The sequence below is a fragment of the Achromobacter insolitus genome (genome assembly GCF_002209555.1).
Taxonomy (GTDB): domain Bacteria; phylum Pseudomonadota; class Gammaproteobacteria; order Burkholderiales; family Burkholderiaceae_B; genus Achromobacter; species Achromobacter insolitus.
In genome coordinates this window covers 289,163-315,917 of the sequence record NZ_NJIF01000003.1, presented here as the reverse complement: position 1 = coordinate 315,917, position 26,755 = coordinate 289,163, and the positions used below count along the sequence as shown (strand labels likewise).

The following is a 26,755-nucleotide window of genomic DNA, read 5'->3' as shown; positions in this document are numbered from 1 at the left end:
CCGCTCCCTTCCGTCCCTCTAGCATGAGGGCAGACTCATGGCCCGGCCTGGGCCGAGGAATCAGCATGGCGAATCGCAGCACTTCCACCGCCGCGCGCGCCGCGGCAGCCGCCCCTTCCGATGCGCTCATGGATGCATCCGGCCTGTCGACCGTGATGCAGAAGTTGAACGCCCAGGTCCAGCTTGCAGCCGCCACGGATGCCAGCGTCTTCATCGTGGGCGAAAGCGGCACCGGCAAGGAGATCGTGGCCCGCGCCATCCACGACGCCAGTGAGCGCCGGGAACAGCCCTTTGTTGCCGTGAACTGCGGCGCCATCAGCGGCAGCCTCGCGCATGCCGAATTGTTCGGACACGAGAAAGGCAGTTTCACGGGCGCGGTCGCTCAGAACGCCGGCTACTTCGAGTACGCCAGTGGCGGCACGCTGTTTCTGGATGAAGTGACCGAAATGCCGCCGGACCTGCAGGTCAATTTTCTGCGCGTGCTGGAGGCCGGTACGTACCAGCGAGTGGGCGGCTCAGACCTGTTGCGCGCGAATGTGCGCATCATCTGCGCGAGCAACCGCGATCCATACGCCTCGGTTGCCGAAGGCCGCTTGCGACAGGACTTCCTGCACCGCCTCCTGGTGATTCCGCTGCGCGTTCCGCCCTTGCGCGAACGCGAGGACGACGCGCTGGTACTGGCGCACTGGTTCCTGGATACCCTGAATACCGCGAACGGCACGCAAAAGACCTTCTCTGCGGAGATGCTGGAAGCGATTGCCCAGCATGACTGGCCGGGCAATGTGCGCGAACTGCGCAACACAGTGCAGCGCGCGTTCATCCTGGCCGACGGCGTGCTCCAGGCCGAACTGCACACGCGTTCGCGCGGCGAGCAACGGGCCACGATGCGCGAAGGATCGTTGACGCTTCCTATCGGTATGTCGCTGGGCGACGCACAACGCGCATTCATCCTCGCAACCCTGGCGCACCACGCGGGCGATAAGCGCATTGCCGCTGAAACCTTGGGGCTGAGCTTGAAGACGCTCTACAACCGGCTGGACGAATACGAAAGGGACGCGCAGAACCCTGCAGCCTCCTGATGCCCGCAAGGCCGCCAGCGCCACGAGAGGCATTTCTTACCACTCCCTTGTAATACTGAGGCAGTCCGGCGCGCGTCAGCCTGCCGGTCCTGCCCGCAAGGGCACATGGCACGGAGTTTGCTTGAGTATCAGGATGAGTTGCCCGTCGGCAGCCCTTGTCCAGGAGACTCGATTGGCCTACCCCTCGCAAGAATTGCGCCTGCGCCAGCAGATGACGCTGGCGCCCCGGCTCCAGCAATCCGTCAAGCTGCTCCAAATGTCCGCGTTGGAATTCACCACGGCCGTGGAACAGGCCCTGGCCAGCAACCCATTCCTGGAGGACCCCGACGAGCAGGACAGCGACATGCCGTCTGAGGCGCCGACCTTTCCTCCCGCCGCCGAGCAAGCCGTGCCGGCACCCGCCGAGCCTGCGGCGCAAACGGAGCCGCCGATGCCGGACGCGCCCGGCTATTCCGGCGACTACCCCACGCGCGCACAGGGCGACGGCCCGGATCGCGACCAGGGCCTATGGGTGATGTCGACGTTGTCGATGAGCCAGCACCTGTCGCAGGAACTCGGCAATTACCAATTGCAGGCGCGGGATCGCCTGCTGGCCGAATACATCATCGACGCCTTGGACGAGGACGGCTACCTGCGTGCGCCGCTGGCCAGCTTGTGGGGCGACAATCATCGCGGCGCGGACCCCGTTCCGGATGAGGGCGAGTGGATGACGGCATTGCGCCTGGTCCAGCAATTGGACACGCCTGGCTTGGCGGCGCGCAGTCTGTCCGAATGCCTGTCGCTGCAGCTGGCGGTTGCGACCGGCATCAGCGACGAACAGCGAGGCCTGGCCTTGCGCATTGTGCAGGAGCAACTCGATCGGCTGGCCCGCAACGATTGTGCCGGCCTGCGCCAGCAGCTCGGCTGCTCCGAGGATGCGCTGCGCGAGGCCTGCGCCCTGATTCGCAGCCTGGACCCCAAGCCCGGCAGCCGCTACAGCGCAGAAGCTCCCGTCTATGTCGTTCCCGATGTGTACGTGGACAAGTGGCAGTCGCGCTGGCGCGTGCTGCCCAACCGCAATGCCATGCCCCAGGCCCGGTTGCACCAGACCTATGCCGAACTCTTCCGCCGCGCCCGACTCGATGACCGCAGTCCCATGGCGCAGGAACTCCAGGAAGCCCGCTGGCTGGTCCGCAACGTCGAGCAACGTTACGTCACCATCCAGCGTGTCGCCGAAGCCATCGTCAAACGCCAGCAGACCTTCTTTGAATATGGCGACGTAGCCTTGCGGCCATTGATGTTGCGCGAAGTGGCCGATGATCTGGACATGCACGAATCCACGGTGTCGCGCGCAACCGTAGGCAAATACATGGTGACGCCGCGCGGGGTGTTCGAGTTCCGCCATTTCTTTTCGCGCGAACTGGCGACCGACACCGGTGGGTCCTGCTCCGCGACCGCGGTGCGCGCCCTGATCAAGGAAATGGTCGAGGCCGAGGATCCGGCGATGCCGCTGTCGGATGTGGCGTTGACGCAGCAACTGGCCGCGAACGGCATTCTGCTGGCGCGCCGCACGGTATCGAAGTACCGCGGGCAGTTGCGCATGCCGCCCGCCGAATTGCGGCGCCGGCACTAGCTGGCCGGGCGTGGTCCGTCGGGCGCGCTGTCGAGCATGCGCTGCACGCGCTCGGACAACTTGTCCAGTCGAAAGGGCTTCACGATCAGCTCCAATCCCTGTTCCAGGAAGCCCTGGCCGCGCGCGGCGCTCTCGGCATACCCCGTCATCAGCAGCACGCGCAGGCCGGGACGCGCCACGCGGGCGGCGTCGGCCAACTGCCGGCCATTAATGCCTGGCAATCCCACATCGGTCACCAGCAGGTCGATGCCGCGGTCGGACTGCAATACCTCCAGCCCGGCCTCGCCGTCGGCGGCCGTCAAGACTTCGAGCCCGAGTTCAGCCAGGCATTCACGCACCATCTCCCGCACGTTCGCATCGTCTTCGACCACCAGCACGACTTCCTTGCGCGCCCCGCCGGGCGACACCGCCTCCGGGCGCTCGCCGTTGTGCAGGTTTTCGGGCGCGCCATCGTGGCGGGGCAGGAACAGCCTCACCGTCGTGCCCTCGCCGACCGTGCTCTCCAGACTGGCCGCGCCGCCCGCCTGCTTGGCGAACCCGTAGATCATGGACAGACCCAGACCCGTACCCTGGCCCATGGGCTTGGTCGTGAAAAACGGATCGAACGCGTGCGCCAGCACATCGGGCGGCATGCCACAGCCCTCGTCCGTCACCGAAACCTCCACGAATTTTCCCGCGTGCGCGCCCGCGGATTGCAGGAGCAGCGGATCATCCGGTTCCACGTTGCGCACCGCCACCGTCAGCGCGCCGCCATTGGGCATCGCATCGCAGGCGTTGATCACCAGATTCAGCATGGCGTTCTCGAACTGGTTCTTATCGCAGCACACTGTCCACAATTCAGGTTGCAGGTCCAGCCGCAACGTGACCCGTTCGCCGGTATAGCGGTGGAACAAGGCGACCATCGATTGAAGCGCCGAGGCCGCGCAGAACGGTTTGGGATCGATGGGCTGGCGACGCGAAAATGTCAGCAGCCGCTGGGTCAGATGCGCAGCCCGGTTCGCCGAATCCATGGCAACGTCCACGAAGCGCAGCGCCTGTTCCGGCGCGCCTGCCGTGATCTTGCGCTGGACCAGATACAGCGCGCCCGATATCCCTTGCAGCATATTGTTGAAATCATGGGCAATGCCGCCGGTCAGACGCCCCACCGCTTCCATTTTCTGCGATTGCCGCAGCGCGTTCTCGGTCTCGCGCAGCGCTTCCGCCTGCAGCTTCAGGTCGGTGTCGTCCCGGCCCGTCAGATACAGGCTGTCCTGCGCCCAGGACATGCTCCAGGTTATCCAGCGATAGCCGCCATCTCGCTTGAGCAGGCGGTTTTCGAGATGCTTCGCGCCGGTGCGCGGTCCGATGTCCCCGGTTGCCCAGGCCCACGCGGCCAGGGTCGGCGCCAGATCGTCGGGATGGATCAATTCACGCAGGTCCATGGACATGAATTGGTCGGGACTCCACCCGAGGATCGACCGCACCGCCGGGTTGACGCTGACAAAGCGTCCTTGCCGGTCGATCACGGCCAGCAGCTCGGCGGACAAGCGCCAGATACGGTCCCGCTCCGCGATCGCATCCTCGACACGCTGCTCCAGCATGCGCGCGTACTGCGAGCGTTCGACGGCGCCGCACATGCGCTCGGCCACTTCCTCGATAAAGGCAATGTCGCTGCCCCTGAGCCGGCTGCCGGACGAAGGCCGCGCCAACAAGGCGCCGCCGTGCCGGCCCCACCGCCGCAATGGCACGATGATCGCCCAGGGACGGATATCGCCGCCAGCCTCTCCAAGCAGGGGCGCCAGGTACGTCGTGCGTCCTTGGCGCAATGCGGTGTGGTAATCGTCCGTCAAGGCATCGAGGCGGTGCGGCGGCTGCCCCAGCAGCTCGGAGGCCGAGGGCCAACTCGAGGAAATGACAGGTGCCTGGCCTTCGCCCTTCGAATCCAGCACCGCCACCTGGCCCAGCGCCAGATGTTGGCTCAGGCCTTCACAAGCGGCCTGCTCGATATCCTCCTGGCGGTGCAGTTCACGCAGGCGGTCACCCAGCGCGGCCAAATAGATCTTGCGATGTTGCCCTTCCCACAGCTCGGCTTCCGCTGCCTTGCGCGCCGTCACGTCCAGGAACAGCGCCATCATCCTGTCCGCCCCTTCCTTGCGCGCGCGGGCTTCGTACCAGGCCTCCTTGGGCGCGGGCACCATGAACTCGAACTGAGTCGGTTCGCCGGTCTCGACCACTTGGGCGAACGTATCCATGATCTGCCCGGGCACGCCGGGGATCATTTCGCGCAACGTGTGGCCCAGGGTGTCGCCTTCTTTCATCCCGGTCTGGCGCTCGAATGCGGGATTCACTTCCAGGAAACGGAAGTCGACGATGCGCCCGCTGTCATCGCGCAATGCTTCGCTGAGGAAAAAAGCTTCCTGCATGCCCGCGAACATGGCGCGCCAGCGTTCGCCGCTCTGGCGCAACGCCAGCTCCGTCAGGTGGCGCTCTATGGCCAGCGCGGCGCTGCGGGTCACGAGCGCGATCGCGTCGATGTCATGCGCCGAGGGCGAACGCGCTACGGTGTAGTAATTGGAAAACACGCCAAGCAGGCGGCCATCCGGCGCCTTGATCGGCGTGGACCAGCAGGCCCGCAAACCATGCGACAAGGCCAGGTCCCGCCAGCGTTCCCATCCCGGATTGGCGGCGATATCTTCTGCATAGACAGGACTGCCGGTATAGGCCGCCTCGCCCCAGGACGCGGTGTCCGGACGGATGGCCGCCTTGTGCACTGCCGCGTTGTAAGCCATCGGCAAGCTGGGCGCGGCGCCATGCAGCAGAAAGTTGCCGGTTTCGTCCACCAGCGCGATGGAGGTACGCAGCTCCACGCTGGACTGCGCCTCGATGGCATGCAGCACATGCTCCAGCACTTCAGCCAGCGGCACGCCGGCGGCGATCCGCTGCAACATGATGCGCTCATCCTCCAGGCGGGCTAGCGTGTCCGTCCAGGGTAGCGCCACTCGGTCTCGCTTGGTCAGCATGTCGACCCCCCTAACCGCCCACTGTATTCCGGGAGTGGCCGAGCAGCCGAAACGCTAGGTAACCCGACGCTACGGTTCGCCTTCGGGAGCCGCCGATTCAGCCGTCAGTCTTCAGCGGTTCGCGCTGCAGCCGCAGCGAATGCAGGGCCTCGGGCTTGTCCACCAGCACGCACTGTTTACCGGTGCGGGTGCAATGGTCTTTGACGCGCCAATAGGCGCCATGGCTCACGCAGCCGGTCTGGCAGATCACCAGGTCGGCGGCAACCAGGCTGGCTTCCAGGGTGTCTCCGTCGGCGTCCGCGCCGCCATCGTGGCCTAAGTAGCGTCCACCGGCCAGCTCGACCAGCTTGCGGGTCAACGCCAGGGCCACGGTATCTTCGCCCACGCACAAAACCGCCTTCTCGCGCAGCATGACGGCTGAGGGCGCGGGCCGCCACGCCGGCGGCTCGATCAACGTTTCCAGGCCGCGCGCGCAGGCGCTTGTTTTCCCTTGCCAGGCCAGGCGTTCGCGCATCAGGCTCTGCACGCGCTCCATCAACTGGGTAACGCGGCGCGCCAGCGCCACGCGGCGAGGCAGGCCGGGAATGGACGTCTCCAGCGCCTTGCGGTCTTCGCGCGCCCAAGCCAACGCGGTGTCGCGCAAGATGACCGCCGCGCGCAAGCGCATGGCTTCGCTCTCGAGATAGAGGATGCGCGCGGCCTGCGCCGCAAGCAGTCGGCTGCAATGCGCTTGCGCCTGCCCGTAGGCGGCTAGCAGCGCCGCGTGTTCGCGCTGCAGGCTGCGGCTGTCGGGGGAGATAGGATTCATCGCGGCCCTCGGATCTGAATGGGGAGCTCAGTGAGCGTGCCGCAAATTATAAATGAGAATTAATATCTTTTGATGCGGTATCAGGAAGCGCCTCCGCCTACTGCGGCGGAAGCTGGTGCGCGGCCCGTGCGCCAGTACAGACAGGCGCTTATCGCCAATGCCAAGGCCAGCAGGCCGCCCGCCATGGCGGCCACGCCCGGCCACTGGCCGGTGGTCCAGAAGTGCCCGCCCAGCGAGCCGAGCACGCTGGATCCCACGTAATACACCAGCAGATAGAGCGACGCGGCCAAGGCCTTGTAGCCACGCGCCATCTGTCCGACCCAGCCGCTGGCTACCGCATGAGCCGCGAAGAAGCCGAAGGTGAACACGACAATCCCGGCGATCAGCAGCGGTAACCAGTTGGACAGTGTCAGCAGCAAGCCTGCCAGCGCCAGGCCGGTCGAGGCAGACAGCATCGCGCCGCGCCCGTGGCGATCTGCCAGGCGGCCGAACCAGGTCGAAGCGAAGATGCCGACCAGGTACACCACGAAGATGAAGCCGATGAAGGTCTGGCTCAGGGAGAACGGCGGCAGCAACAGGCGAAAACCCACATAGTTGTACACGGTGACGAACGCGCCCATCAGGACACCGCCCAGCGCGAACAGCCCGCACAGAGGGCCGTTCTTCAGGTGCGCAACCACACCGGCGTGCACGTCGCCTCTCACGCCGGCCCAGCCCCTGCCCCGCTGCGGCGCAAAGCGGCGCGATGCGGGCAGCAGCCAGACGAACAGCACCGCTGCCACGATGCCCAAGAGGCCCAGCGTGCCCAACGCGGCGCGCCATCCAAAATGATCCGACACCAGGCCGGTGATGACGCGGCCAGATAACCCGCCGAAGGCGCTGCCGCCGATATACAGCCCCATGGCGAAACCCAGGGTGCCCGGCTCGACTTCCTCCGCCAGATAGGCCATCGCAAGCGCGGGCACCCCGCCCATGGCCAGGCCTTGCAGCGCGCGCAGCGCCAGCAGGCTGTGCCAGTCAGGCGCTACCGCGGCGATGGTGCCCAGCACGGCGGACGCGAACAGGGACAGCGCCATGGCGCGCTTGCGCGGTACCGTTTGGGAAAACAGGCCGACGAAGAAGATGGCGACCGCCAGAAAGGCGGTGCAAAGAGACAGTACCAGGCTGCTTTGAGCCGGCGACACGCCGAACGCGTGGGTGAACAACGGCATCAGCGGCTGCACGCAGTACAGCAGCGAAAACGTGGAAAAGCCAGCAGCGAACAGCGCCCATTGGGCGCGTCGCAATCCCGGGGTGCCGCGGGCAAGATGATCGGTAGGCGTGGAAACAGGCGCCGCAGGGGAGGACGCGGCGGTCGGGGATGAAGAACTGGCGGAAGGGACTGACATCGGGATTCTCGAAAGCAGCGGGCATGCGGCCCACGCGATCAAGGTAGACTTTTCCCGCCCATATGTCCAATATATGAAACTCACCCACACCATATTTAATAACGATGGAACTGCGCCATCTGCGGTACTTCACCGCCGTCGCCGAGGAACTGCACTTCACGCGCGCCGCTGCCCGGCTGGGTATAGGCCAGCCGCCCTTGAGCCAGCAGATCCAGCAGCTGGAGCGCGAAATCGGCACACCGTTGTTCCTGCGCCTGCCGCGGGGCATCGCGCTGACCGAGGCCGGCGCGCAGTTCCTGGAGGATGCGCGCGCCCTGCTCGCCGGCGCCGACCGCGCCATCGACACGGCGCGCCGCCTTGGGCGCGGAGAACGCGGCGCGATTACCGTGGGATTCACGGCGTCGGCCGTGTTTCACCCTTACCTGCCACGCGCCATCCGCGCGTACCGGGACCGCTACCCTGATGTGCGCGTGACGCTCACCGAGAGCAACACCGTCACGCTGTTGCGCGGCCTGCGCGCGGGCGAAGTCGACGTGGCGTTCGTGCGCCCGCCGTACGTGCTGGACCCGGAATTCGAATCCGAACGCGTGCTGGATGAGCCCATGCTGGTGGCGCTTCCCCCCGACCACGCCCTCAGCCGCAAGCGCAGCGTGCCCATCGCTGCGCTATCGGATGAGGACTTCGTGCTGTATCCGCGCCCCATAGGCGCCGGTCTGTACGACGCGATCATGTCCGCTTGCCTGCGCGCCGGCTTTGCGCCGCGCGTTATCCAGGAAGCGCCGCAAATGGCCTCCATTGTCAGCCTGGTCGCGGCTGGCGTCGGCATTTCCATCGTGCCTGCCGCCATGCGCCATATGGGCGCGCAAGGCATCGAGTACCGCCCCATCAAGGGCGACGCTCCGCATGCCCTGCTTGACATGGCCTACCGCCGGCACGACCGGTCTACCGCGGCAGGCAATGCCGTGGACATGCTGCGCAAGCTGGCCCACCCTTGAGCCACCGCGCGCGTGCGACGCGGTATCGCACTGTCGCGTTTGTCATTTTCTGTAAAACCAAGCCCCGACCCGCAATGTAAATTGGCGCGCTCGGCGGCCCGTCCCTCCCGATAGGACGGCGCCGCGCGACCCCAACCTGTATAAAGGTGACATAGTGCGACGTACCCTTCTGGCCTTGGCCATAGCGACGATACCCGGCCTTGGCGCTGCCGCCGGCCTGGCCTCTTCCATCGGTTCGGTAACCGTCTACCAGGACCGTGCCGTCGTGACGCGCGCGGCCAGCAGCGAACTGGCAGCCGGCGAACACGAATTGGTGCTGGAAAAATTGCCGGCCAGCCTGCAGGAAAATTCGTTGCAGGTATCCGCCAAAAGCACCGGCCAGGCCACGCTGCTCGACGTGAAGGTGCGCGACGCCTATCAAGCCGACACCGTCAACGAGCGCGTCAAGCAGTTGGAGGATCAGGTACGCAAGCTTCAGGCCCAGCACGCGCTGCTGGACGACGAGGCCGCAGTACTGGATAACCAACGCGAACTGGTGCTGATGATGCAGCGCGGCGCGACCGAGCCCTCCAAGGAGGGTGCCCGTCTCACGCTGGACGAGCTCAAGGCGATCCAATCCCTGAGCGCGGACTCGTTGGCCAAGGCGCTGGCTGGGCTGCGCCGGGTTGCAGAACAGAAAGAGACGCTGGAGCGTGAGCTGACCGCATTGCAGAACCAGCTGGATCAATTGCAGAGCTCGCTCAATCGCCGCACCAAGACCGTCACCTTGCGCGTCAACCTGGCGCGCGCGGGCAAGCTGGACCTGAACGTTGCCTACGCCGTGGCCGGCGCCCGCTGGACGCCCGCCTACGATGCGCGCCTGCGCCCGGCCGATCGCAGCGTGGATCTGGGCTATTTCGGCGTCATCCGCCAAAACACGGGCGAGGACTGGAACAACGTCAAGCTCACGCTGTCCACCGCGCGGCCCTCGCTGGGTGGCGGCGCGCCCGCGCTGCAGCCGTGGATCATCGACGTGGCCGCTCCGCCGCCCCCGCCCCGCCCGCGCCCCAGCCCCGCGCCGGTCGCGGCGGCCAGGCAGGAAGCCGAAGCCAAGATGTCGCGCCAGCGCGTCCAGTCCTTCGAGGACGCCGGCGCGCCGGTTGCCGAGATAATGCCGGAACCGCTGGAGCAGGCAACCGCGGAAGTCCAGGCCGAAGCCACCAGCGCCTCGTTCCAGATCAAGAATCCGGCCACGCTGCTGTCCGACAATTCCACGCAACGAGTGGCCATTGCCACGGCCAAGCTGCCCGCCACGCTGCAGTACCAGTCCACGCCGGCGCTGCGCGAAGCCATGTTCCTGACCGCCCACGCCAGCAACAATACGGACTTTCCGTTCCTGGCCGGCTCCCTCAACACCTTCCTGGACGACGCCTTCGTCGCGGCCAGTTCCATGAAGTCCGTGATGCCGGGAGAAAAGCTTGAACTGGCGCTGGGCGCCGATGAAGGCATTTCTATCAAGCGCCAGCTCGTGAACCGCTATACGGAAAGCACCGGCTTTTCCGGCAGCGGCAAGCGCGTGACTTACGAGTACAAGATCACGGTCAAGAACAACAAGGCCACGAAGGAAAAGGTGTCGTTCAAGGACCGCCTGCCCATCTCGCGCAACGAGAAAATCGTGGTCAAGCTGCTTTCGCCCGCCGACCGCGACATCAAGCGCGAGGAAGACGGCAAACTCGTCTGGGACTGGGAAATGGAACCCGGCAAGTCGCGCGAGACGGTGTTGAAGTTCTCGGTCGACTATCCGGGCGATATCGAGGTTTCCGGCATCTGATGCCCTCAGCGCATCTGGAACGCCTCCTGGTGGAACAGCTCGCTCACCGGCATGCCGCGCCGGTGCAGCCCATCCTTGAGGGCATCGGCGAATCCCGCCGGACCACAGAACCACACGCTGGGCCATATTTCGCCTGGCTTGTGGTCCGCGGCCAGTTCCGCAGCGGTCAGCGGACGCTGGGTATCGCTGTAGCGCACGTGCAGGGTGACGTTCGGCACGCGCGCGCACAGCGCCTCCAGGTGATCCGCGAACGGCGCGTCGGCGGCGTTGCGGGCGCAGTAGTAAAGCGTCGCGACGGGCGCGCTCTCGGGATCCGTTTGCAAGAACTCCATCCATGAAATAAAGGGCGTGACGCCTATGCCCGCAGCGACCCAAATTTGAGGGCGCCCGTCGTCGCGCTGGAAGTCGAAACAGCCATACGGGCCTTCGATGGTCACAGCCTGCCCCACCTGCAGGCTGCGCTGCAGACGCCGGGTATAGTCTCCCAGCGCCTTAATGGAAAACTGCACCCGTCCGGTGCCGTCGTCCGCGCCGGACACGGTGAATGGATGCGCGCCCTCGCGCCGGTCCGCGGTCAGGAACGCGAACTGCCCTGCGCGGTGATGCCAGTCGCCCTCCACCCGGCAAGTCAGCGCCAGGATGTCATCCGAAAGATGGTCGATGGCCAGCACTTGCCCCTTGTAGCGGCGCCCTCGCCCGATCAAGCCGGCCAGCGCCATCACCGCACAGACCGTTCCCGCCGCGGTGCACGCGGCGACGAGCCACCCCGCGGGCTGCCACCACCAAGCCGCCGGCGTGAGCACCACGCCGTGGAAGGCCACCACCAGGAAAATCACCGCGGCAATGCGGTGGACCTGGCGCCATATGTGGTACGGAAAGCGCCGCCACAGCGTCAGCAGCACCATCGCGGCCAGGATCCACACGGCCCATTCGCCGATGTCCTTGGCGGAACCGCGGAATACGTCCAGCACGGCCGCCGCCCGCGGCGTCTTGGGTAAGGGATCGAACAGCGCCAGGAGTACCGGCTTGCCCAACTTGATCAAGTAGTGCGCCGCCGCCAGCACGGCGGCCAGGATGCCGCTCCATTTATGCAGCCGGTACATCTTGTCCAGCCCGCCCAGCCGTGTTTCCAGCCACATCGGGCGCACCGCCAGCAGCATGATCAGCGTCATGACCGCGTAGGCCCCCAGGCCGGTCAGCAGGATGAGCTGATCGCGCGCCGTCCAGACGTTGAGTTCGGCCGGAGGTTGCACCCAGTAGGCCCCGGCCCAGGCCAGCAGGGAAATCAGTAGGACACCGGCCAGAATGCGTCGCATTGGTTCATCGCTCCATCTTGGGGCCGCGCCATCGCGCGCGGTCCGCGTGGAGCAATGGTAAATCCTACGCCGACGGCGTTTCCCGATGCGCGGCTGCTGTCTTGATCCGGGTCAAGCCGGCCGGAAATCGGAATGGTCCGGCCAGCGCCAGAATACTCCATGCGCCCGAAGCTCGGATTAGTGCGTGCGGCAGAATTCGATGAAGGCGTCGGGCTCCAACGGCACGGATATGCCATAGCCTTGCGCGACGTCGCAGCCCAGCTCACGCAGCAGTTCGATGTCGCGTTCATGTTCCACGCCTTCCGCGACCACTCGCCGTCCCAGTACCCGGCCCATTTCAATGGCGGCTGCCACCACCGCGCGCGACGCTGGCTCGCGATGCATGTGCACGATGAAGTCACGGTCTATTTTCAGCTCCGTGAATGGCATGGCCGAAAACAGGCGCATCGAGGCAATCCCGGCGCCAAAGTCGTCCATCGCCAGTTCAAAACCGCGCACCCGCAGCAGGTTCAACGCCGAGGACAGGGCCAGCCAATCGGTCACGGGCTCGTCTTCGGTCAGTTCGACCTTAACCAACCGGGCCGGCAGGCCGGCCTGCCCCACGCGCTGCTCCAGCAAGCCCGGCAGATCCCTTGAACACAGCGTTGACGCCGATGCGTTGATCGCGACAGGGACGGCGATATCCTCGGCATGCATGCGCTGCAGGACCTCCAGCACCCGGTCGGTCACTCGGCAGAACAACGTGCGGTCCAGCCCGAGCCGGTGCGCGGCGGGCACGAAATCCGCCGCCGGGATGGCGCCCAGTTCGGGGTGGTCCCAGCGCGACAGCGCTTCGGCGGCCAGCACACGTCCCGTGGACAGGCTCATCTGAGGCTGCAGCACCACGCTCATCCCCTGGCCGGTGATCAGCGCATGTCCCAGCGCCGCTTCGATGACATCGCGGCGCAGCGAGCGCTGCCGGGGCGACGCCGTATCGTCTTCGTCGACGCTGCGCAGCGCCGTCTTGATCGCCTGCTGCAGACCCGTGCGGGATACTGGCTTGGACAGCGCCTGCGCCGAGGGGCAGCCGGCCTGCAAGGCCAGCCGTACGTGAGATTGCAGCAGTTCATCGCTGAGACTGCTGATCCATATAATCGGCGGCATGCTTTTCAAGCGCCCGGCATCCACCAGGCGCCGAAGTTCGTTGGGCAGGCGCGTGCCGTCGCCCTCGCCCGTGACGATATCGCTGATGACCACGTCATAGAACTGACGCGCCAGCGCGCTGACGGCTTCGATGCTGCTGCCCAGGCCTGCCACCCGACGGAATCCCAGCGCCAACAGTACGTTCTGCAGATAGGCGCGTTCAACCGGATGGTCTTCAACGAGGAGTATCCGCCGAGTCCCGCCGGGTTCCGTTTTAGGCATGGTGTACCGTCCTACTCAAATATAGGGCGGGCCCCCGCAGGCGGCCGCTGGAAAACTGTGTACACCATGCTAAGGCAAACGCGCCCGGCCTGTCGTTATCGCTAACGGGTTAATGCAGGCCCATCGCCGATAGTCGTAGGATCTGGAACATCAGCCAGACGGAGGCAGCCTTCCGTCGCCCCGCGGCACGGCCGGTGCCATAATAGATGTCTTTCCCCGCATCTACGGCACGGAGCTACCCTTGACCCGCATTGACGACCCCCTGCACGACCGCGAGGTCGGCGCGGCCGACTCCACCCAGGACAATACGCGCACGGACGACACCCGCATCAGCGCGGTTCGCCCCTTGATTTCGCCAGCGCTGCTGCAGGACGAACTGCCTGTCTCGCCCGACATCCAGACGCTGGTCGAGCAAAGCCGCGCCCAGATCGCCGACGTGCTGCACGGCCGCGATGACCGCCTGGTGCTGGTGGTTGGACCCTGTTCCATCCATGACCATGGCCAGGCCATGGAATACGCCCGCTTGCTGCGCGCCGCCGCCGAGCAGCACCAGAAGGACCTGCTGATCGTCATGCGCGTGTACTTCGAGAAGCCGCGCACGACCGTGGGCTGGAAGGGTTATATCAACGACCCGCGGCTGGACGGCAGCTTCCGCATCAACGAAGGCCTGCGCCGCGCGCGCGAGCTGCTCCTGGACATCAGCGGCCTGGGCCTGCCGATCGCGACCGAATTCCTGGACCTGCTCAGCCCGCAGTACATTGCGGACCTGATCGCCTGGGGCGCCATCGGCGCCCGCACCACCGAAAGCCCCAGCCATCGCCAACTGAGCTCGGGCCTGAGCTGCCCGCTGGGCTTCAAGAACGGCACCGACGGCGGCGTGCAGATCGCTGCCGACGCCATGGTCGCCGCCAGCGCCAAGCATGCCTTCATGGGCATGACCAAGATGGGCATGGCCGCCATCTTCGAAACCCGCGGCAACCAGGACACCCACGTCATCCTGCGTGGCGGCAAGCAGGGCCCGAACTACGACGCGGCCAGCGTCGACGCCTGCTGCGCCGCCCTGCGCGCCGCCGGCCAGCGCGAACAGGTCATGATCGACTGCTCGCACGCCAACTCCAATAAGTCGCACCTGCGCCAGGTCGACGTGGCCAACGACATTGCCGCCCAGATCGCCCAAGGCGACGCCCGCATCACCGGCGTCATGATCGAAAGCCATCTCGAAGAAGGCCGTCAGGACCTCAAGCCCGGCCAGCCGCTGCGCCGCGGCGTGTCCATTACGGACGCCTGCCTGGGGTGGTCGCAGACCGCGCCCGTACTGGAAGCCCTGGCCCTGGCCGTGCGCCAGCGCCGCGAAAAGGCCGCGAAACAGGGCTGAGTCCGAGCCTGACGACGCCTGCTGCGTCAGGTCCTCAGCGGCCGACGCGGTAAGGCGCAGGGTCGATGTCCGGCGCCTGGCCCGTGATCATGCTTGCCAGCAGCTTGCCGGTCACGGGTCCCAACGTAAATCCATGGTGGGCGTGGCCGAACGCCAGCCACAGGCCGTGATGACGCGGTGCAGGTCCGATGACCGGCCGCATATCCGGCATGCAAGGCCGGCACCCCATCCACGGTTCCGATTCCACCGCCGCGCCCAGAGGCAGCAGCTGGCCCGCCAAGGCGCGCGCGCGCTGGATCTGGACTGGCGAAGGCGGCGCGTCACGCGCCGCGAACTCCGCCCCAGTCGTCAGCCTGACGCCGAGAGTCATCGGCGTCACCACGAAGCCGCTTTCGATGTCGGCCACCGGATGCGACAAGGCCGCGCCCTCTTCGAGCGCATAGTGCTGGTGATAGCCGCGTTTGACCGCCATCGGGATGCGATAGCCCAGCGGCCGCAGGACGTCGGGCGTCCAGGGCCCCAGTGCCACCACCACGTCCCGGGCCTCGATCATGCCTTCGTCGCCCTGCACCTGCCATGCCTTGCCCGATGGTTTGAGACTGCGCGCGTCGCCGCGCGCCAGCACGCCGGCACGCCGCTGGAACAAGGCCGCGTACCCTCGCGTCACGGCGCCCGGATCGGACACGTTGACGGGATCCAGCCAATGCACCGCGCCCGCCATGCGCGATAGCGAAGGCTCCACCGCCGTCAGCGCCTCGCGATCCAGCACACGGTAGTTCAGCCCGTAGGGCGCGAGCGCCTGGGCTTCGGCGATGGCCCGGGCCAGGCCGGCCTCGCTGCGCACGCCGTCGAGCCAGCCGTTGCGGCGGAACAGATGGGCGATGCCCGCTTCGTCCTTCAGTGCATCATGCTCGGCTACGCTGCGCTCGATCAGCGGCAGCATGGCTTCGGCCGCGCGTGCCAGGCGCGGCGGCGCCGAATGCCACCAGTAGCGCAGCAGCCATGGCGCGATGCGAGGCAGATGGCGCGGGTGGTAGCTCACATCCGGGGTATTGTTCCGCGCGTAGCGCCACAGGCTGCGCCAGTCCCGCGGAAAAGCGTAGGGAATCACGCTGGCGCGCTCGATCAGGCCCGCGTTGCCATAGCTGGTTTCCTCGCCGGGGCCGCGCCGGTCCAGCAGCACGACCGAACGGCCGCGGGCAACCAGATGCAAGGCTGTGCTGACCCCGACGATACCCGCGCCCAATACCACGACGTCTGTTTTCATGCGGCGCATTCTGCGCTCGCGGGCGGTGTTCGGCAAGCGAGCGCGCGCGTAGAATCCCTCCCTGCCCGGCACGCTTCCACCGCCCCGGTTGCCTTCAAGGAATACGCCATGACAGTCCCCCGCCTGCAACCCGTCACACTGGCCGGAGAGGTCGTGCGCCTTGAGCCCCTGGCGGCCGGCCATGCGGCCCCGCTTGCGCAAGTAGGCCTGCATCCCGAGCTATGGAAGCTGCAGCCCGAACCTGTGCAGACGCTGGATGACATGCAGCGCTATGTCGACCGCGCGCTGGCTGCCCAACGCGAAGGCCATTGCCTGCCGTTTGTCATCGTGCGCCAGGAGGATGACCAGATCATCGGCGCTACACGCTATATGGATGTCGCGCTGGCTCACAAGCGCCTGGAAATCGGCGGTACCTGGCTGACGCCTTCAAGCCAGCGGTCGGGCGCCAATACCGAAGCCAAATTCCTGTTGTTGCAGCATGCTTTTGAAACAATTGGTATCATACGCGTCGTATTCAAGACCGAACTGAGCAATATGCAATCGCGCCAGGCCATACTCCGCATCGGCGGTGTCGAGGAAGGCGTGTTCCGCAAGCACCTGATCGCGCAGTCAGGGCGCGCGCGCGACATGATCTATTTCGCGATCCTCGATGAAGATTGGCCGACGGTCAAAGCGCGCCTGCTGACACGCCTGCGCCGTGTCGCCTGAATCGCCCTGCTCTTTTCCGCTTGTCCGGGTCTCATGGCCCACCCGCACTTCTCACGCCAGGTATGCAACACACTAACGCCGCCCCGGCCGCCCCGGCCGCCCATACGCGCCACACGATATTCCTCTACACCGAAGAACAGCGGGGCAACCAACTGGTCGAATCGCCGGTGATCGGCATGCTCTCGGACGTCTCCGGATCGGACAAGTTCGTCGTGGTGCAGGATCCGCACAGCGGCTTGAAGTTCGTCTACCGCATCGACCACGACAGCAGCAACCTCGATGCCGCGGCGATCACCGAACAGGATGTGTCCTTGTTCAATGGCAAGACCTCGGTCCAGATCAACGCCATGTCGTACCGCCTGGGCACGGCCGAGAACGCCATGAAATTGCTGCGGGGCAAAAGCCAGTGGATACAGGACAAAGGTGCCGTGCTGTCCGTGCTGCTGCAGAATGCAGCCGCGCGCAAGACGCGTTTTGCGGCGCCGCGCATCGAACGCGACCGCATGCGCAAGGTACCGCCGGGCGTTCCGGTCGAGCACCTGCCTACATAAAAAGAACAGTATCCACAGGGGCGGCCTTATCCACAATTTCTGTGGATAAAAATGGTTCGAACCCATGGCTGATGGCCGTTCGGCGGATACGCGACGGGCTGCTCATTTTTTGACCACTCGCGGCCACCCCAGCACCCGGTCGCCATCCGCGATTCTTGACGCGGCGCCGCAGTGGCGATGATGATATTCTCCGCAAGCGCGCCATACGAAAAATATCGCGCAAGCGAATTCTCCCCCTACAAGAAGACCCAGATACAAGGAGCGGATAGCGTGTTTGCACTCGAAGCTCCTTGCGCGCAACCGCTGACGCCGGACTCGCCGTGACCATCATCATCGTCGACGACCACGGAGACTGGCGCGACACTATCGCCGAATACATACAGGACCTCGGCCTGGACCGCAGGATCCTCACTGCCGGCTCCCTGGCCGAGCTGGACCAGCTGCTACTGACCGTCACGCCAGGCATCCTCGTGCTGGACGCCATGCTGCCCGACGGCGACGCGCTGACTCGCGTCTCGCACCTGCGAACCTCGTTTCCTTCAATGGGCATCATCATGCTGACCGGGCGCCTGTTGAGCGAGGACAAGGTCTCGGGCCTGAGCCTGGGCGCGGACCATTACCTGACCAAGCCCGTCAATCTGGCCGAGCTGGGCGCCACGCTGGTGTCGTTGTCGCGCCGCCTGCGGGTGGTGCCAGCCGGAAACGCCGAGGCATCCGAATCCGGCGCCTGGCGTTTCGATCCCGCCCGCCGGGTGCTGGTGTCGCCCCAACAGGTCAGCGTGGACATCACCGACACCGAGAGCAGGCTGATCGGCGCACTGATCCAGGCTGCTCCACTACCGTTGTCTCGCGCCCGGCTGATCGAGGCGCTGGGCGCCAGCGTCCAGGCCTATGACACGCACCGGCTGGACGCCCACATGCATCGCTTGCGCCGCAAACTGCGCGCGCTGGCCGGCGGCGACATGGGCATACGCACCGTATACGGCGTGGGTTATGTCTGCACCACGCCTGTGCAGATCGTCAGCAACACCAAGAACTGAAACCACGCCATGACTATTCCGATACGCCCTCGCCGCTCGGTGCTTTATATGCCAGGCGCCAATGCCCGCGCGCTGGACAAGGCGCGCAGCCTGGACGCCGACGCCTTGATTCTTGACCTGGAAGACGCGGTCGCGCCCGATGCCAAGGCCCAGGCGCGCGAGCAGGTCGCGGATGCCCTGCGCACCGGCGGCTACGGACGCCGCGAGTGCATCGTGCGTATCAATGCGCTGGATACGCCGTGGGGGCTGCAAGATGTCCAGGCCATCGCCCGATGCGGCGCCGATGCCGTGCTGTTGCCCAAAGTGCAATCAGCCGGACAGCTCGCCGCGCTGGTCCAGGCGCTGGATGCCGCGGGCGCGCCAGCCGACCTGCCCCTTTGGGCCATGGCGGAAACGCCGCTGGGTTTCCTGCGCCTGGACGCGATCGCTGGCGGCCACCCCAGGCTGGCCGCCATCGTCGTCGGCACCTCGGACCTGGTCAAGGATCTGCATGCACGCCACACGCCGTCACGCGAAGAAACCCTGTTGGCGCGCTCGATGGCGGTAATGGCGGCGAGAGCCCACGGCCTCGCGGTACTGGACGGCGTGCACCTGGACCTGCACGACGACGCAGGCCTGGAGGCAGCGTGCAAGCAGGGACGCGACCAGGGCTTCGATGGCAAGACGCTCATCCATCCAAAGCAGATCGCCGCGGCCAATGCCGCGTTCGCGCCCACCAAAGAAGAACTTGCCACGGCGCGCAAACGCCTGGATGCCTGGCGGGCGGCGCAGGCTGCCGGCCAGGGCGTGGCCGTGGTCGACGGGGCGCTGGTGGAGAACCTGCACGCCCTTGACGCGGAACGCGTGCTGGCGCTGGCCGCGGCCATCTCGCGCGCCTAGCGCGGCCGAAGGCAAGCTCCTTCTCCCCTACGCCGCCGCACCCCGGGGCACGGATACATATGGCAGCAGTAACAAACACGGCAGCAACAATCGACCCTTCAGCAGTAATATCGGCTTTCAAATGCATATTGCCAGTAACGCGCTGCCATGGGCGTTGCCGGCAAATCGGGGAGCCGTCGTGGCGCTGATCTTGCGACAGATATCGATGTCATTGTTACTGGCGGCGCTCTGGGCCGCCGCCGCAGCGAGCCTGCCGGCGCCGGCGCATGCACAGGTTGCCAATTTCCACCCCTGCAATTCCCAGCCTTCCCTGCCGATGTGCCAGCATGGTTACGGCAAGCGCATCGCTGTCCAGCGCTGGGGCGCGCAACCTGAACCCTTGGACCCCGACGCGGCGCTCAACGCTCCGCTGGTCACGCGCGATCCGGCCAAGGAAATCGGCAAGCTCAAGTCCACTACGATCCTGGTCCAGGACATGGACACCTCGGAGGTGCTGTTCGCGCGCAATGAGGGGGCCGTGCGGCCCATCGCCTCCATCACCAAGCTCATGGCGGCGCTGACGCTGGTCAAGGCTGGCCTGCCCATGGACGAGATCATCACGATCGACGCCAGCGACACCAGATCCTCGAGCGAACTGCCCTCGCGCTTGACGGCCGGCACCAAACTGAGCCGCGCCGATTTGCTGCGGCTGGCGCTGGTACCTTCCGAAAACAGCGCCGCGCAGGCGCTGGGGCGTACCTATACCGGCGGCACGTCGGCCTTCGTCGCGGCGATGAACGCCGAAGCCCGCGCGCTGGGCATGACCGACTCCAGCTTCGCCGAGCCTAGCGGCCTGTCGAACGAAAACCAGTCTTCGGCCAGGGATCTCGTCAAGTTGCTCGAGGCGATTTCCACGCAGCCGCTGATCCGGCAATACACCGGCGAGACAAGCTACCAGGCCGCGGGCCAGACCTTCCGCAACACCAACATCCTGGTGGGCCGTCCGCAATGGGACATCCTGGTGTCCAAGACCGGCACCACCCGCGAAGCCGGCGACTGCCTGGTCATGGCGGTCAAGGTCGGCCAGCGCAACCTGGCCATGGTGTTGCTCAACGCACAAGGCACCAACGGCTCGCGCTTCGGGGATGCGGTGCGTCTGCGCCGCGTGCTGGACAGCCGGTTCGCGTCGCGGTAAAGGACGCTGTTGCGCGGCGGGCACGGCAAGCCCGGTACAATACCGGCCTTGCCGTGGAGCGAACACCCGTTCCGTCCGCCTGTCGCGCCGCCTGTGCGCTTCCCTTCCCCAATTATTTACACCGCGCCTGGCCGGCGGGAATCCCGCCGCGTTCCCTGTTGCACCACCCATGATCCGCTTCCAACAAGTTTCACTCATGCGCGGCGTCAAGCCCTTGCTCGACAAGGTCGACCTGCTGCTCAATCCCGGCGACAAGATCGGCCTCATCGGCGCCAATGGCGCGGGCAAGTCCAGCCTGTTCGGCTTGCTGCGCGGCACGCTGCACGCCGACCAGGGCGACCTGGACTATCCGGCCAGTTGGCGCATGGCCTACGTGGCGCAGGAAACGCCCGCGCTGGATCGCCCTGCCATCGAATACGCCATCGATGGCGACGTCACGCTGCGCAAACTGGAGGCGGAGCTGGCCCTGCTGGAAGCCGAACCCGAAAGCGTCGAGAACGGCCTGCGCATGGCCGAGATCTATGCAGCGCTTGCCGATGCGGATGCCTACACCGTGCATTCGCGCGCCGAACAGCTGCTGACCGGCCTGGGCTTCACGCAGGCGCAGATGCATTTGCCCCTGACGAGCTTTTCCGGCGGCTGGCGCATGCGCTTGAATCTGGCGCAGGCGCTGATGTGCCCGTCGGACCTGCTGCTGCTGGACGAACCCACCAACCACTTGGATCTGGACGCCATCATCTGGCTGGAAGACTGGCTCAAGCGCTATCCCGGCACCCTCATCGTCATTTCGCATGACCGGGACTTCCTGGATGGCGTGGTCAATGTCATCGTCCACATCGATGAACGCAAGCTCAAGCGCTACTCCGGCCATTACTCATCCTTTGAACGCCAGCGTGCCGCGCAGCTGGAACTGGCCCAAGGCATGCAGGAAAAGCAGATGCGCCAGCGCGCGCACCTGCAATCCTTCATTGACCGCTTCAAGGCCCAGGCCAGCAAGGCGCGCCAGGCCCAAAGCCGTATCAAGGCGCTGGCCCGCATGGAGGAAGTGGCGCCGCTGCGCGCGGCCGCCGAGTTCTCCTTTGAATTCCGCGAACCCTTGCGCGCGCCCAACCCGCTGTTGACCATGGACGCGGTCAGCGCCGGCTACCGGGTGACCGATGAGGACACGCAAGCCGTATCCGACAAGATCATCGTCTCGGGCGTCAATTTCTCGCTGCAGGCCGGCCAACGCATCGGCTTGCTCGGCATCAACGGCGCGGGCAAATCCACCTTCATCAAGACCATCGCGGGCGAACTGCAGACGCTGGCCGGCGAAGCGCAGTTCAACAAAGGGCTGTCGATCGGCTATTTCGCCCAGCATCAGGTGGAAATGCTGCGCCATGACGAATCGCCGCTATGGCACATGACGAAGATCGCGCCCACAGTGCGCGAGCAGGAATTGCGCAACTTCCTGGGCAGCTTCAACTTCAACGGCAACATGGCGACCAGTTCCATCGCGCCCTTCTCCGGCGGGGAGAAGGCGCGGCTGGCGCTGGCCCTGATCGTATGGCAGCGCCCCAACCTGCTGCTGCTGGACGAGCCCACCAACCATCTGGACCTGGAAACCCGGGAAGCCCTGACGAGTGCGCTGGCCCAGTTCGAAGGCACGCTGATGCTGGTATCTCACGACCGGCACTTGCTGCGCGCCACCACCGATGAATTCATCATCGTGGCCGACGGCGAAGTCAGCCCCTTCGACGGCGACCTGGACGACTACAAGGACTGGCTCTACAAGACCAAGCTGGCCGCCAAGGCCGCCTGAGGCAGAGCGCGCCGCCCGGAGCGGCCCACCCGGGCCGACCGCCCCGCATCACGCCAATGCGCTGGGATAGGGACTGGTGTCGATATGCTCCAGCATGCCGTAGGCCAGCCGCTCCAGCAGCCGCGCCCGATCGCCCGCGCGCGCTGGGTCGTCCCACAGGTTGCGCAGTTCGTGCGGATCCTGCTTCAGGTCATAGAGCTCGCCCCACCGCGCGCCGTCATAGACCGTGACCCGGAACCCGTCGGCCAGCAGCGTGCGGCAGCGGATGCGGCTGTCAAAGCCGAGGATCACGCGCTGCCCTTCTTCTTCGATCATCAGCGCGTCGCGCACGGCCGGTTCACGTCCGGCGATAAGGCCCGCCATATCGCGCCCCTGGATTCCGTTGTAGGGCCGCACGCCTGCGCGCGCCAGCACGGTGGGCGCAACGTCGATGGTGCTGAGCAAGGCATCGCTGGCGGCTCCCGCCACCCGTGCCGCGGCGGGATCGCGCCAGATGAACGGCACCCGCGTCAAGCCACGGTAATGGATGGGCCCCTTCAGCATCAATTGATGATCGCCCAGGTAATCGCCGTGGTCGCTGGTGAAGATCACCACCGTGTTGTCGGTCAGCCCTAGTGTGTCGAGTTCGGTCAATACCCGGCCGATCTGGTTGTCGATGTTGGCGATCGAACCGTAGTTCAGGGCCAGCGCTTCCCGCGCTTCGCGCTCGTTGCAGGAAAAGATCGCGGGTGTGTGTTTTATCGCCGTGCCGGCATCGCGTTGGGCGCGCAGCCAGGCGACGTGTGGCGGCGGCGTCCCGGCGCCATAAAAGGACGCCGGCAACTCCATGTCCTCGGGCCGGTGCAGATCCCAGAATCGCCCGGGCGGCGTGAAAGGATGGTGCGGGTCGGGGAAGGAACACTGCAGGAAGAACGGTTGGCCGGATGCCGCATAGCCACGCAGCGCATCGATGCTGCGGTCGGCAATGTAGGCCGTGGGATAGAGCTCTTCAGGCACCCGCGTGCGCCATGCCTGGCGGATGCGCGTCAGCTCATACTCCGGCGCGGGAATGGCATGCGTCGGGCCTATCAGGGCTTCGACTTCCGGATGCGTCCGCCGCAGCCAGCGGCGGTAGTGGCCATGCACGTCGTCGCTATGGTCATCGACCAGATCCACCTGCTCAAAGCCATAGTACGGATAGCTCAGCTCATGGTCCGGACATTCAAGCCACAGCTTGCGCTGTTCCTGGTCGTAGCGGCCGGCGTCGGGCTCGACCGCCTCCCGCGGCAGCCTGTCCTCGGCACGTACTGGCCAGGAGGGCGGGATGTCCGTCATGTTCTGCAGGTGCACCTTGCCCACCAGGGCAGTACCGTAGCCTGCCTCGCGCATGGCCTCGACAAATGTGCGGCTGCGCAGCGACAGCGCAATACCGTTGTGGCGCGCGCCGTGCGCGGAGGGGTAGCGCCCGGTCATCAAGCTGGCGCGGTTCGGCATGCAGATGGGCGTGGCCACGTGCATGTTGTCGGCGCGCCAGCCCGAGGCCGCCAGCCGGTCCAGGTTGGGCGTGCGCACTACCCGGTTGCCATAGGCTCCCAGATGGTCGGCGCGATGCTGGTCGGTGATGAACAGCAGGAAGTTGACGGGTTTGGCGGAATGGGTCATTGCTTCGCCCCGGACATCTCCACGGCGGAACGCCAGGCCGGCATGTCGCGCTTGACCATGTCGCCGAAGGACTCGGGCGTCATATAGATCGGCACCATGCCCAGCGGCTGCAATGCCTGCTCGAATGCGCGGTCCGTAAGCACCGCCTGCAGATCCGCGCTCAGTTTCTTCACGACCGCGGGCGGCGTGCCGGCGGGCGCGAAGAGCCCGATCCACGACCGCACCGCGACCCCGGCGGCCACGTCCGAGAACAAGGGCACGTCGGGCAGCGCGGCATACTTTTCGGTATTGGCCACGCCCAGCACCTTGACCTTGCCGGACGCGAGGAACGGAATGGCCGGCGCAATGCCGCCGATCATCAGCGGAACGTGCCCAGCGACCAGATCGGCCATCGCGGGGGCTGCGCCCTTGTAGGGCGCGTGGACTACGTCCAGGCCGGCGGCATGCTTCAACTGCTCCATTGCCAATTGATGCACCGTGCCCAGACCCGGTGAGCCATAGGTGTATTTGCCAGGATTGGCCTTGATCAAGCTGACCGCTTCGGCGAGCGTTTTAGCAGGAAAATCGGCATTGGCCAGCAACACGACGACATTGTCTGCCACCAGGCCTACCGGGCTGAAATCGCGCACCGGGTCGTAGGGCAGGCTGGCATACAGCGCGCTGTTGATGCCATGCGTATTGGTGGTGCCCATCAATAACGTGTAGCCATCGGGTGCGGTGCGCGCGACCATGGACGCGGCGATGTTGCCGCCCGCGCCCGGCTTGTTTTCCACCACCAGGGTGTAGCCGCGCGGCTCCAACCGTTGTGCCAGTTGGCGGGCCAGCACATCCACCGCGCCGCCCGGCGAGAACGGCACCACGATCTGCACCGGCCGCGCCGGATATGCGTCCGCCGCCGCCGCGGCGCCCACCATGCCACAGGCCCAGCTCGCGGCTAGGGCCATCCAGAACTTCTTCATGACTCGTCTCCATCCCGGCGTTGCTGCCCGGCCGTGCCCGGCGAACGCCTGTATCTCGTTGAGCGGGAAGTATGCCGATCGCGCGGCCCCCTCGTGAAATGAAATAAACTGAACGATTCATAACCATTTGAATATGATCCGTCATGCCAGAACGCGCCGGTACGCATCTCAAGCGGCGTCACGCCGAACTGCTGGTCGCGCTGGATGACGAGCGCCATCTCGGCCGCGCCGCTGACCGATTGCATATGTCGCAACCTGCCGCATCCAAGGCGCTGGCGCAGCTGGAGGATCAAGTGGGCTACGCGCTGTTCGAGCGCGGGACTCATGGCACCCAACCCACCAATGCCGGATTGGTTATGATCCGCCACGCCCGTCACAGCCTGGGCGCGGCCCAGCGCGTGGCGGCCGAACTGCGTGCCGCCGAAGAGCGCGGAGCCAGCTTGCTGCGCCTGGGCACCCTGCCCTCGGCCGCGCCCAGGCTTGCACCGCAGCTGATTGCACACCTGCTGCAAGCGTCTCCCAGGTTGGAAGTGAAGCTGGTTGAAGGCGCGCTGGATGACCTGATGGACAAGCTGGCGCGCGACGAGCTGGACATCGTGCTGGGCCGCTTGGGCAGCCGCTTGCTGCCGGTGGACTGCGAAGTGATCCGGCTCCATGAAGAACCGATCCTGGTCGTGGCGCGCCCAGGCCACCCGTTGGCCGGCTGCGATGCCCTTGAACCGGCCGAGCTGGCACGCTGGCCGTGGGTGCTGCCGCTGGAAGCCACCATGATGCGCGAGCGTCTGGACGAAGCCTTTGTGCGTGCGGGCTCGCGTCCGCCAGACGCAAGCGTCCAGTCCAACTCCTTGCTGGCAACCCTGGCGCTGCTCGGCCAGGACGATAGTCTGGCCGCGCTGCCCCAGGGCATCGCGCGCTACTGCCAGCGCCAAGGCAGCGTGACCGTCCTGCCGCTGCGGCTGGAGGCCAACTTCGGCGCCATCGGTGCAGTGGTCAATCGGAACGCGGCCGGAATGCCGGTGGCGCAGGCGGCCATGGAATGGTTGCGCGGCTTGGCCGCGGACGCCAGCCCTGCCGAAGGCCGCTAAGGCGCCTGGTAGCCGAGCAGCACGCTGGCGGCCTCGGCCTCGAGACGTACCGCCCGCGCAATCGCCCCGTCCGCCGAGGCGTCGAATCCCCCGGTCGCGCCCAGCGCGGTGAGCGCCGCGCAAGGCCGCCCATTGTGGTCAAGCAGCGGCGCGGATACCGCGCTGATGCCCTTCAGGTTTGTGTCGCGCACGGTCGCGCAACCCTCGGCCAGCACCTGGCGGCGAAGGCGCCCGATCGGATCGGCGGCGTCCAGCTGCGCGCGCAATTCGGCCGGCGCGCGCGCCAGTTCGGCTTCGGCGAGGGCGCGCACGCGCGCATCATCCTGCAAGGCCAGGAACACCCGCCCGGTCGCGGACCACAGCATGGACAACACCGAGCCCATCCGCACATTGACCGTCACGGGCAGGCCGGGCTCTTCGAAGCGCACGATGGTGGGCCCCTTGTTCCCCATCACCGCGATAAAGCAGGTCACTTCCAGCCCTTCGCGCAAGCGCACCAGGCTGGGTTCGGCCAGGCGGATGGGATCGGCCTGACGCAGCGCGGCCAGGCCCAGCAGCATTGCCTCCAGCCCCAGGTAGTACTGTTGAGTCACGGCATCCTGCGCCACCAGCCCCTCTTCCATCAGGCTGACCAGATAGCGGTGCACCTTGGCGGGACTTTCGCCCACCTGCGACGCCAGCAGCGTCAGGCTGGCGCGGCCTCCCAGCCGGCCCAATCCCTTGAGCACGGCCATGCCGGTTTCGGCTGCTTGCACGCGCTGCCGCCGTTCTCTTGGACGCGGAGCGTCCGCGGACGGAATGGCAAGGGAAGCGGGATCGGAGGTCTGGTTCATGGGCGCGATGGAGGGGCTGCCCGGCGGCTGC

At 66.1% G+C, this 26,755-nt stretch carries 21 protein-coding genes; 12 read left to right on the top strand and 9 right to left on the bottom strand.

The features are described 5' to 3' along the window. Positions 1–65 precede the first annotated feature (65 nt). Positions 66–1,079, top strand: a complete 1,014-nt coding sequence (locus CEY08_RS11680) for a sigma-54 interaction domain-containing protein (protein ID WP_084738547.1) — start codon at positions 66–68, stop codon at positions 1,077–1,079. 172 nt (positions 1,080–1,251) lie between these two features. After that, positions 1,252–2,691: an RNA polymerase factor sigma-54 gene (locus tag CEY08_RS11675; protein WP_456298155.1), complete on the top strand. Its 1,440-nt coding sequence runs from the start codon at positions 1,252–1,254 to the stop codon at positions 2,689–2,691. Here the strand turns inward: CEY08_RS11675 and CEY08_RS11670 are convergent. The 3 genes from CEY08_RS11670 to CEY08_RS11660 all read right to left on the bottom strand — a co-directional run bounded on the left by CEY08_RS11670 (position 2,688) and on the right by CEY08_RS11660 (position 7,886). Further along, entirely contained in the window at positions 2,688–5,690 is a 3,003-nt protein-coding gene (locus CEY08_RS11670) for an ATP-binding protein (protein WP_076813572.1), read from the bottom strand. The genes CEY08_RS11675 and CEY08_RS11670 overlap by 4 nt on opposite strands. A 97-nt stretch (positions 5,691–5,787) precedes the next feature. Then, positions 5,788–6,498, bottom strand: a complete 711-nt coding sequence (locus CEY08_RS11665) for a DUF2325 domain-containing protein (protein ID WP_076813575.1) — start codon at positions 6,496–6,498, stop codon at positions 5,788–5,790. 80 nt (positions 6,499–6,578) lie between these two features. Continuing rightward, on the bottom strand, positions 6,579–7,886 hold the full coding sequence (locus CEY08_RS11660; protein WP_076813577.1) for an MFS transporter: 1,308 nt from the start codon (positions 7,884–7,886) through the stop codon (positions 6,579–6,581). Positions 7,887–7,990: 104 nt separating this feature from the next. Here CEY08_RS11660 and CEY08_RS11655 point away from each other — a divergent pair, with 104 nt between their 5' ends. Beyond that, the gene (locus CEY08_RS11655) at positions 7,991–8,881 is read left to right on the top strand and encodes a LysR family transcriptional regulator (protein ID WP_063640585.1); all 891 of its coding nucleotides are present in this window, start codon (positions 7,991–7,993) and stop codon (positions 8,879–8,881) included. 154 nt (positions 8,882–9,035) lie between these two features. Further along, a complete protein-coding gene (locus CEY08_RS11650; protein WP_076813579.1) occupies positions 9,036–10,691 on the top strand; it encodes a mucoidy inhibitor MuiA family protein in 1,656 nt (551 codons plus the stop codon). 5 nt (positions 10,692–10,696) lie between these two features. Here CEY08_RS11650 and CEY08_RS11645 read toward each other — a convergent pair whose 3' ends face one another. Both CEY08_RS11645 and CEY08_RS11640 read right to left on the bottom strand, forming a co-directional pair. After that, complete coding sequence (locus CEY08_RS11645; protein ID WP_076813581.1) at positions 10,697–12,007, bottom strand: ferredoxin reductase family protein; 1,311 nt, start codon at positions 12,005–12,007, stop codon at positions 10,697–10,699. 177 nt (positions 12,008–12,184) lie between these two features. After that, on the bottom strand, positions 12,185–13,411 hold the full coding sequence (locus CEY08_RS11640; RefSeq protein WP_042793627.1) for an EAL domain-containing response regulator: 1,227 nt from the start codon (positions 13,409–13,411) through the stop codon (positions 12,185–12,187). 241 nt (positions 13,412–13,652) lie between these two features. Between CEY08_RS11640 and CEY08_RS11635 the strand changes: the two genes are divergently transcribed. Beyond that, entirely contained in the window at positions 13,653–14,786 is a 1,134-nt protein-coding gene (locus CEY08_RS11635) for a 3-deoxy-7-phosphoheptulonate synthase (RefSeq protein WP_042793629.1), read from the top strand. Positions 14,787–14,820: 34 nt separating this feature from the next. On the opposite strand, the gene CEY08_RS11630 is transcribed toward CEY08_RS11635, so the two are convergent. Then, on the bottom strand, positions 14,821–16,053 hold the full coding sequence (locus CEY08_RS11630) for an NAD(P)/FAD-dependent oxidoreductase (protein ID WP_076817702.1): 1,233 nt from the start codon (positions 16,051–16,053) through the stop codon (positions 14,821–14,823). A gap of 108 nt (positions 16,054–16,161) precedes the next feature. Here CEY08_RS11630 and CEY08_RS11625 point away from each other — a divergent pair, with 108 nt between their 5' ends. The 6 genes from CEY08_RS11625 (at position 16,162) to CEY08_RS11600 (ending at position 22,206) form a co-directional block, all read left to right on the top strand. Then, positions 16,162–16,761 (top strand): GNAT family N-acetyltransferase, encoded by a 600-nt coding sequence (locus tag CEY08_RS11625; RefSeq protein WP_042793630.1) that lies wholly within the window; start codon positions 16,162–16,164, stop codon positions 16,759–16,761. A gap of 62 nt (positions 16,762–16,823) precedes the next feature. Then, the gene (locus CEY08_RS11620; protein ID WP_076813583.1) at positions 16,824–17,312 is read left to right on the top strand and encodes a hypothetical protein; all 489 of its coding nucleotides are present in this window, start codon (positions 16,824–16,826) and stop codon (positions 17,310–17,312) included. A gap of 320 nt (positions 17,313–17,632) precedes the next feature. Further along, a complete protein-coding gene (locus tag CEY08_RS11615) occupies positions 17,633–18,352 on the top strand; it encodes a response regulator transcription factor (RefSeq protein ID WP_076817704.1) in 720 nt (239 codons plus the stop codon). 9 nt (positions 18,353–18,361) lie between these two features. Beyond that, positions 18,362–19,231, top strand: coding sequence for an HpcH/HpaI aldolase/citrate lyase family protein (locus CEY08_RS11610; protein ID WP_076813586.1), 870 nt, complete (start codon positions 18,362–18,364; stop codon positions 19,229–19,231). A 205-nt stretch (positions 19,232–19,436) separates the two neighbouring features. Next, a complete protein-coding gene (locus CEY08_RS11605; protein ID WP_232033856.1) occupies positions 19,437–20,405 on the top strand; it encodes a serine hydrolase in 969 nt (322 codons plus the stop codon). A gap of 169 nt (positions 20,406–20,574) precedes the next feature. Continuing rightward, positions 20,575–22,206, top strand: coding sequence for an ATP-binding cassette domain-containing protein (locus tag CEY08_RS11600; RefSeq protein ID WP_063640579.1), 1,632 nt, complete (start codon positions 20,575–20,577; stop codon positions 22,204–22,206). 48 nt (positions 22,207–22,254) lie between these two features. Here the strand turns inward: CEY08_RS11600 and CEY08_RS11595 are convergent, their stop codons facing one another. Both CEY08_RS11595 and CEY08_RS11590 read right to left on the bottom strand, forming a co-directional pair. Continuing rightward, entirely contained in the window at positions 22,255–23,847 is a 1,593-nt protein-coding gene (locus tag CEY08_RS11595; protein WP_076813588.1) for a sulfatase family protein, read from the bottom strand. Further along, the gene (locus CEY08_RS11590; RefSeq protein WP_084738548.1) at positions 23,844–24,806 is read right to left on the bottom strand and encodes a Bug family tripartite tricarboxylate transporter substrate binding protein; all 963 of its coding nucleotides are present in this window, start codon (positions 24,804–24,806) and stop codon (positions 23,844–23,846) included. The genes CEY08_RS11595 and CEY08_RS11590 overlap by 4 nt, the downstream gene beginning before the upstream one ends. Positions 24,807–24,949: 143 nt before the next feature. On the opposite strand from CEY08_RS11590, the gene CEY08_RS11585 reads away from it, so the two are divergent. Beyond that, the gene (locus tag CEY08_RS11585; RefSeq protein WP_076813591.1) at positions 24,950–25,891 is read left to right on the top strand and encodes a LysR substrate-binding domain-containing protein; all 942 of its coding nucleotides are present in this window, start codon (positions 24,950–24,952) and stop codon (positions 25,889–25,891) included. On the opposite strand, the gene CEY08_RS11580 is transcribed toward CEY08_RS11585, so the two are convergent. After that, on the bottom strand, positions 25,888–26,724 hold the full coding sequence (locus tag CEY08_RS11580) for an IclR family transcriptional regulator (RefSeq protein WP_076813594.1): 837 nt from the start codon (positions 26,722–26,724) through the stop codon (positions 25,888–25,890). The two genes, CEY08_RS11585 and CEY08_RS11580, sit on opposite strands and share 4 nt — an antisense overlap. Positions 26,725–26,755: the final 31 nt, after the last annotated feature.

Bases quoted from the DNA above. Each gene is read 5' to 3' on its own strand.
- CEY08_RS11680 (WP_084738547.1), top strand. From the start codon at position 66: ATGGCGAATCGCAGCACTTCCACCGCCGCGCGCGCCGCGGCAGCCGCC.
- CEY08_RS11620 (WP_076813583.1), top strand. From the start codon at position 16,824: ATGCAACACACTAACGCCGCCCCGGCCGCCCCGGCCGCCCATACGCGC.
- CEY08_RS11595 (WP_076813588.1), bottom strand. From the start codon at position 23,847: ATGACCCATTCCGCCAAACCCGTCAACTTCCTGCTGTTCATCACCGAC.
- CEY08_RS11600 (WP_063640579.1), top strand. From the start codon at position 20,575: ATGATCCGCTTCCAACAAGTTTCACTCATGCGCGGCGTCAAGCCCTTG.
- CEY08_RS11665 (WP_076813575.1), bottom strand. From the start codon at position 6,498: ATGAATCCTATCTCCCCCGACAGCCGCAGCCTGCAGCGCGAACACGCG.
- CEY08_RS11670 (WP_076813572.1), bottom strand. From the start codon at position 5,690: ATGCTGACCAAGCGAGACCGAGTGGCGCTACCCTGGACGGACACGCTA.
- CEY08_RS11610 (WP_076813586.1), top strand. From the start codon at position 18,362: ATGACTATTCCGATACGCCCTCGCCGCTCGGTGCTTTATATGCCAGGC.
- CEY08_RS11630 (WP_076817702.1), bottom strand. From the start codon at position 16,053: ATGAAAACAGACGTCGTGGTATTGGGCGCGGGTATCGTCGGGGTCAGC.
- CEY08_RS11655 (WP_063640585.1), top strand. From the start codon at position 7,991: ATGGAACTGCGCCATCTGCGGTACTTCACCGCCGTCGCCGAGGAACTG.
- CEY08_RS11605 (WP_232033856.1), top strand. From the start codon at position 19,437: ATGTCATTGTTACTGGCGGCGCTCTGGGCCGCCGCCGCAGCGAGCCTG.
- CEY08_RS11640 (WP_042793627.1), bottom strand. From the start codon at position 13,411: ATGCCTAAAACGGAACCCGGCGGGACTCGGCGGATACTCCTCGTTGAA.
- CEY08_RS11645 (WP_076813581.1), bottom strand. From the start codon at position 12,007: ATGCGACGCATTCTGGCCGGTGTCCTACTGATTTCCCTGCTGGCCTGG.
- CEY08_RS11660 (WP_076813577.1), bottom strand. From the start codon at position 7,886: ATGTCAGTCCCTTCCGCCAGTTCTTCATCCCCGACCGCCGCGTCCTCC.
- CEY08_RS11590 (WP_084738548.1), bottom strand. From the start codon at position 24,806: ATGAAGAAGTTCTGGATGGCCCTAGCCGCGAGCTGGGCCTGTGGCATG.
- CEY08_RS11580 (WP_076813594.1), bottom strand. From the start codon at position 26,724: ATGAACCAGACCTCCGATCCCGCTTCCCTTGCCATTCCGTCCGCGGAC.
- CEY08_RS11625 (WP_042793630.1), top strand. From the start codon at position 16,162: ATGACAGTCCCCCGCCTGCAACCCGTCACACTGGCCGGAGAGGTCGTG.
- CEY08_RS11585 (WP_076813591.1), top strand. From the start codon at position 24,950: ATGCCAGAACGCGCCGGTACGCATCTCAAGCGGCGTCACGCCGAACTG.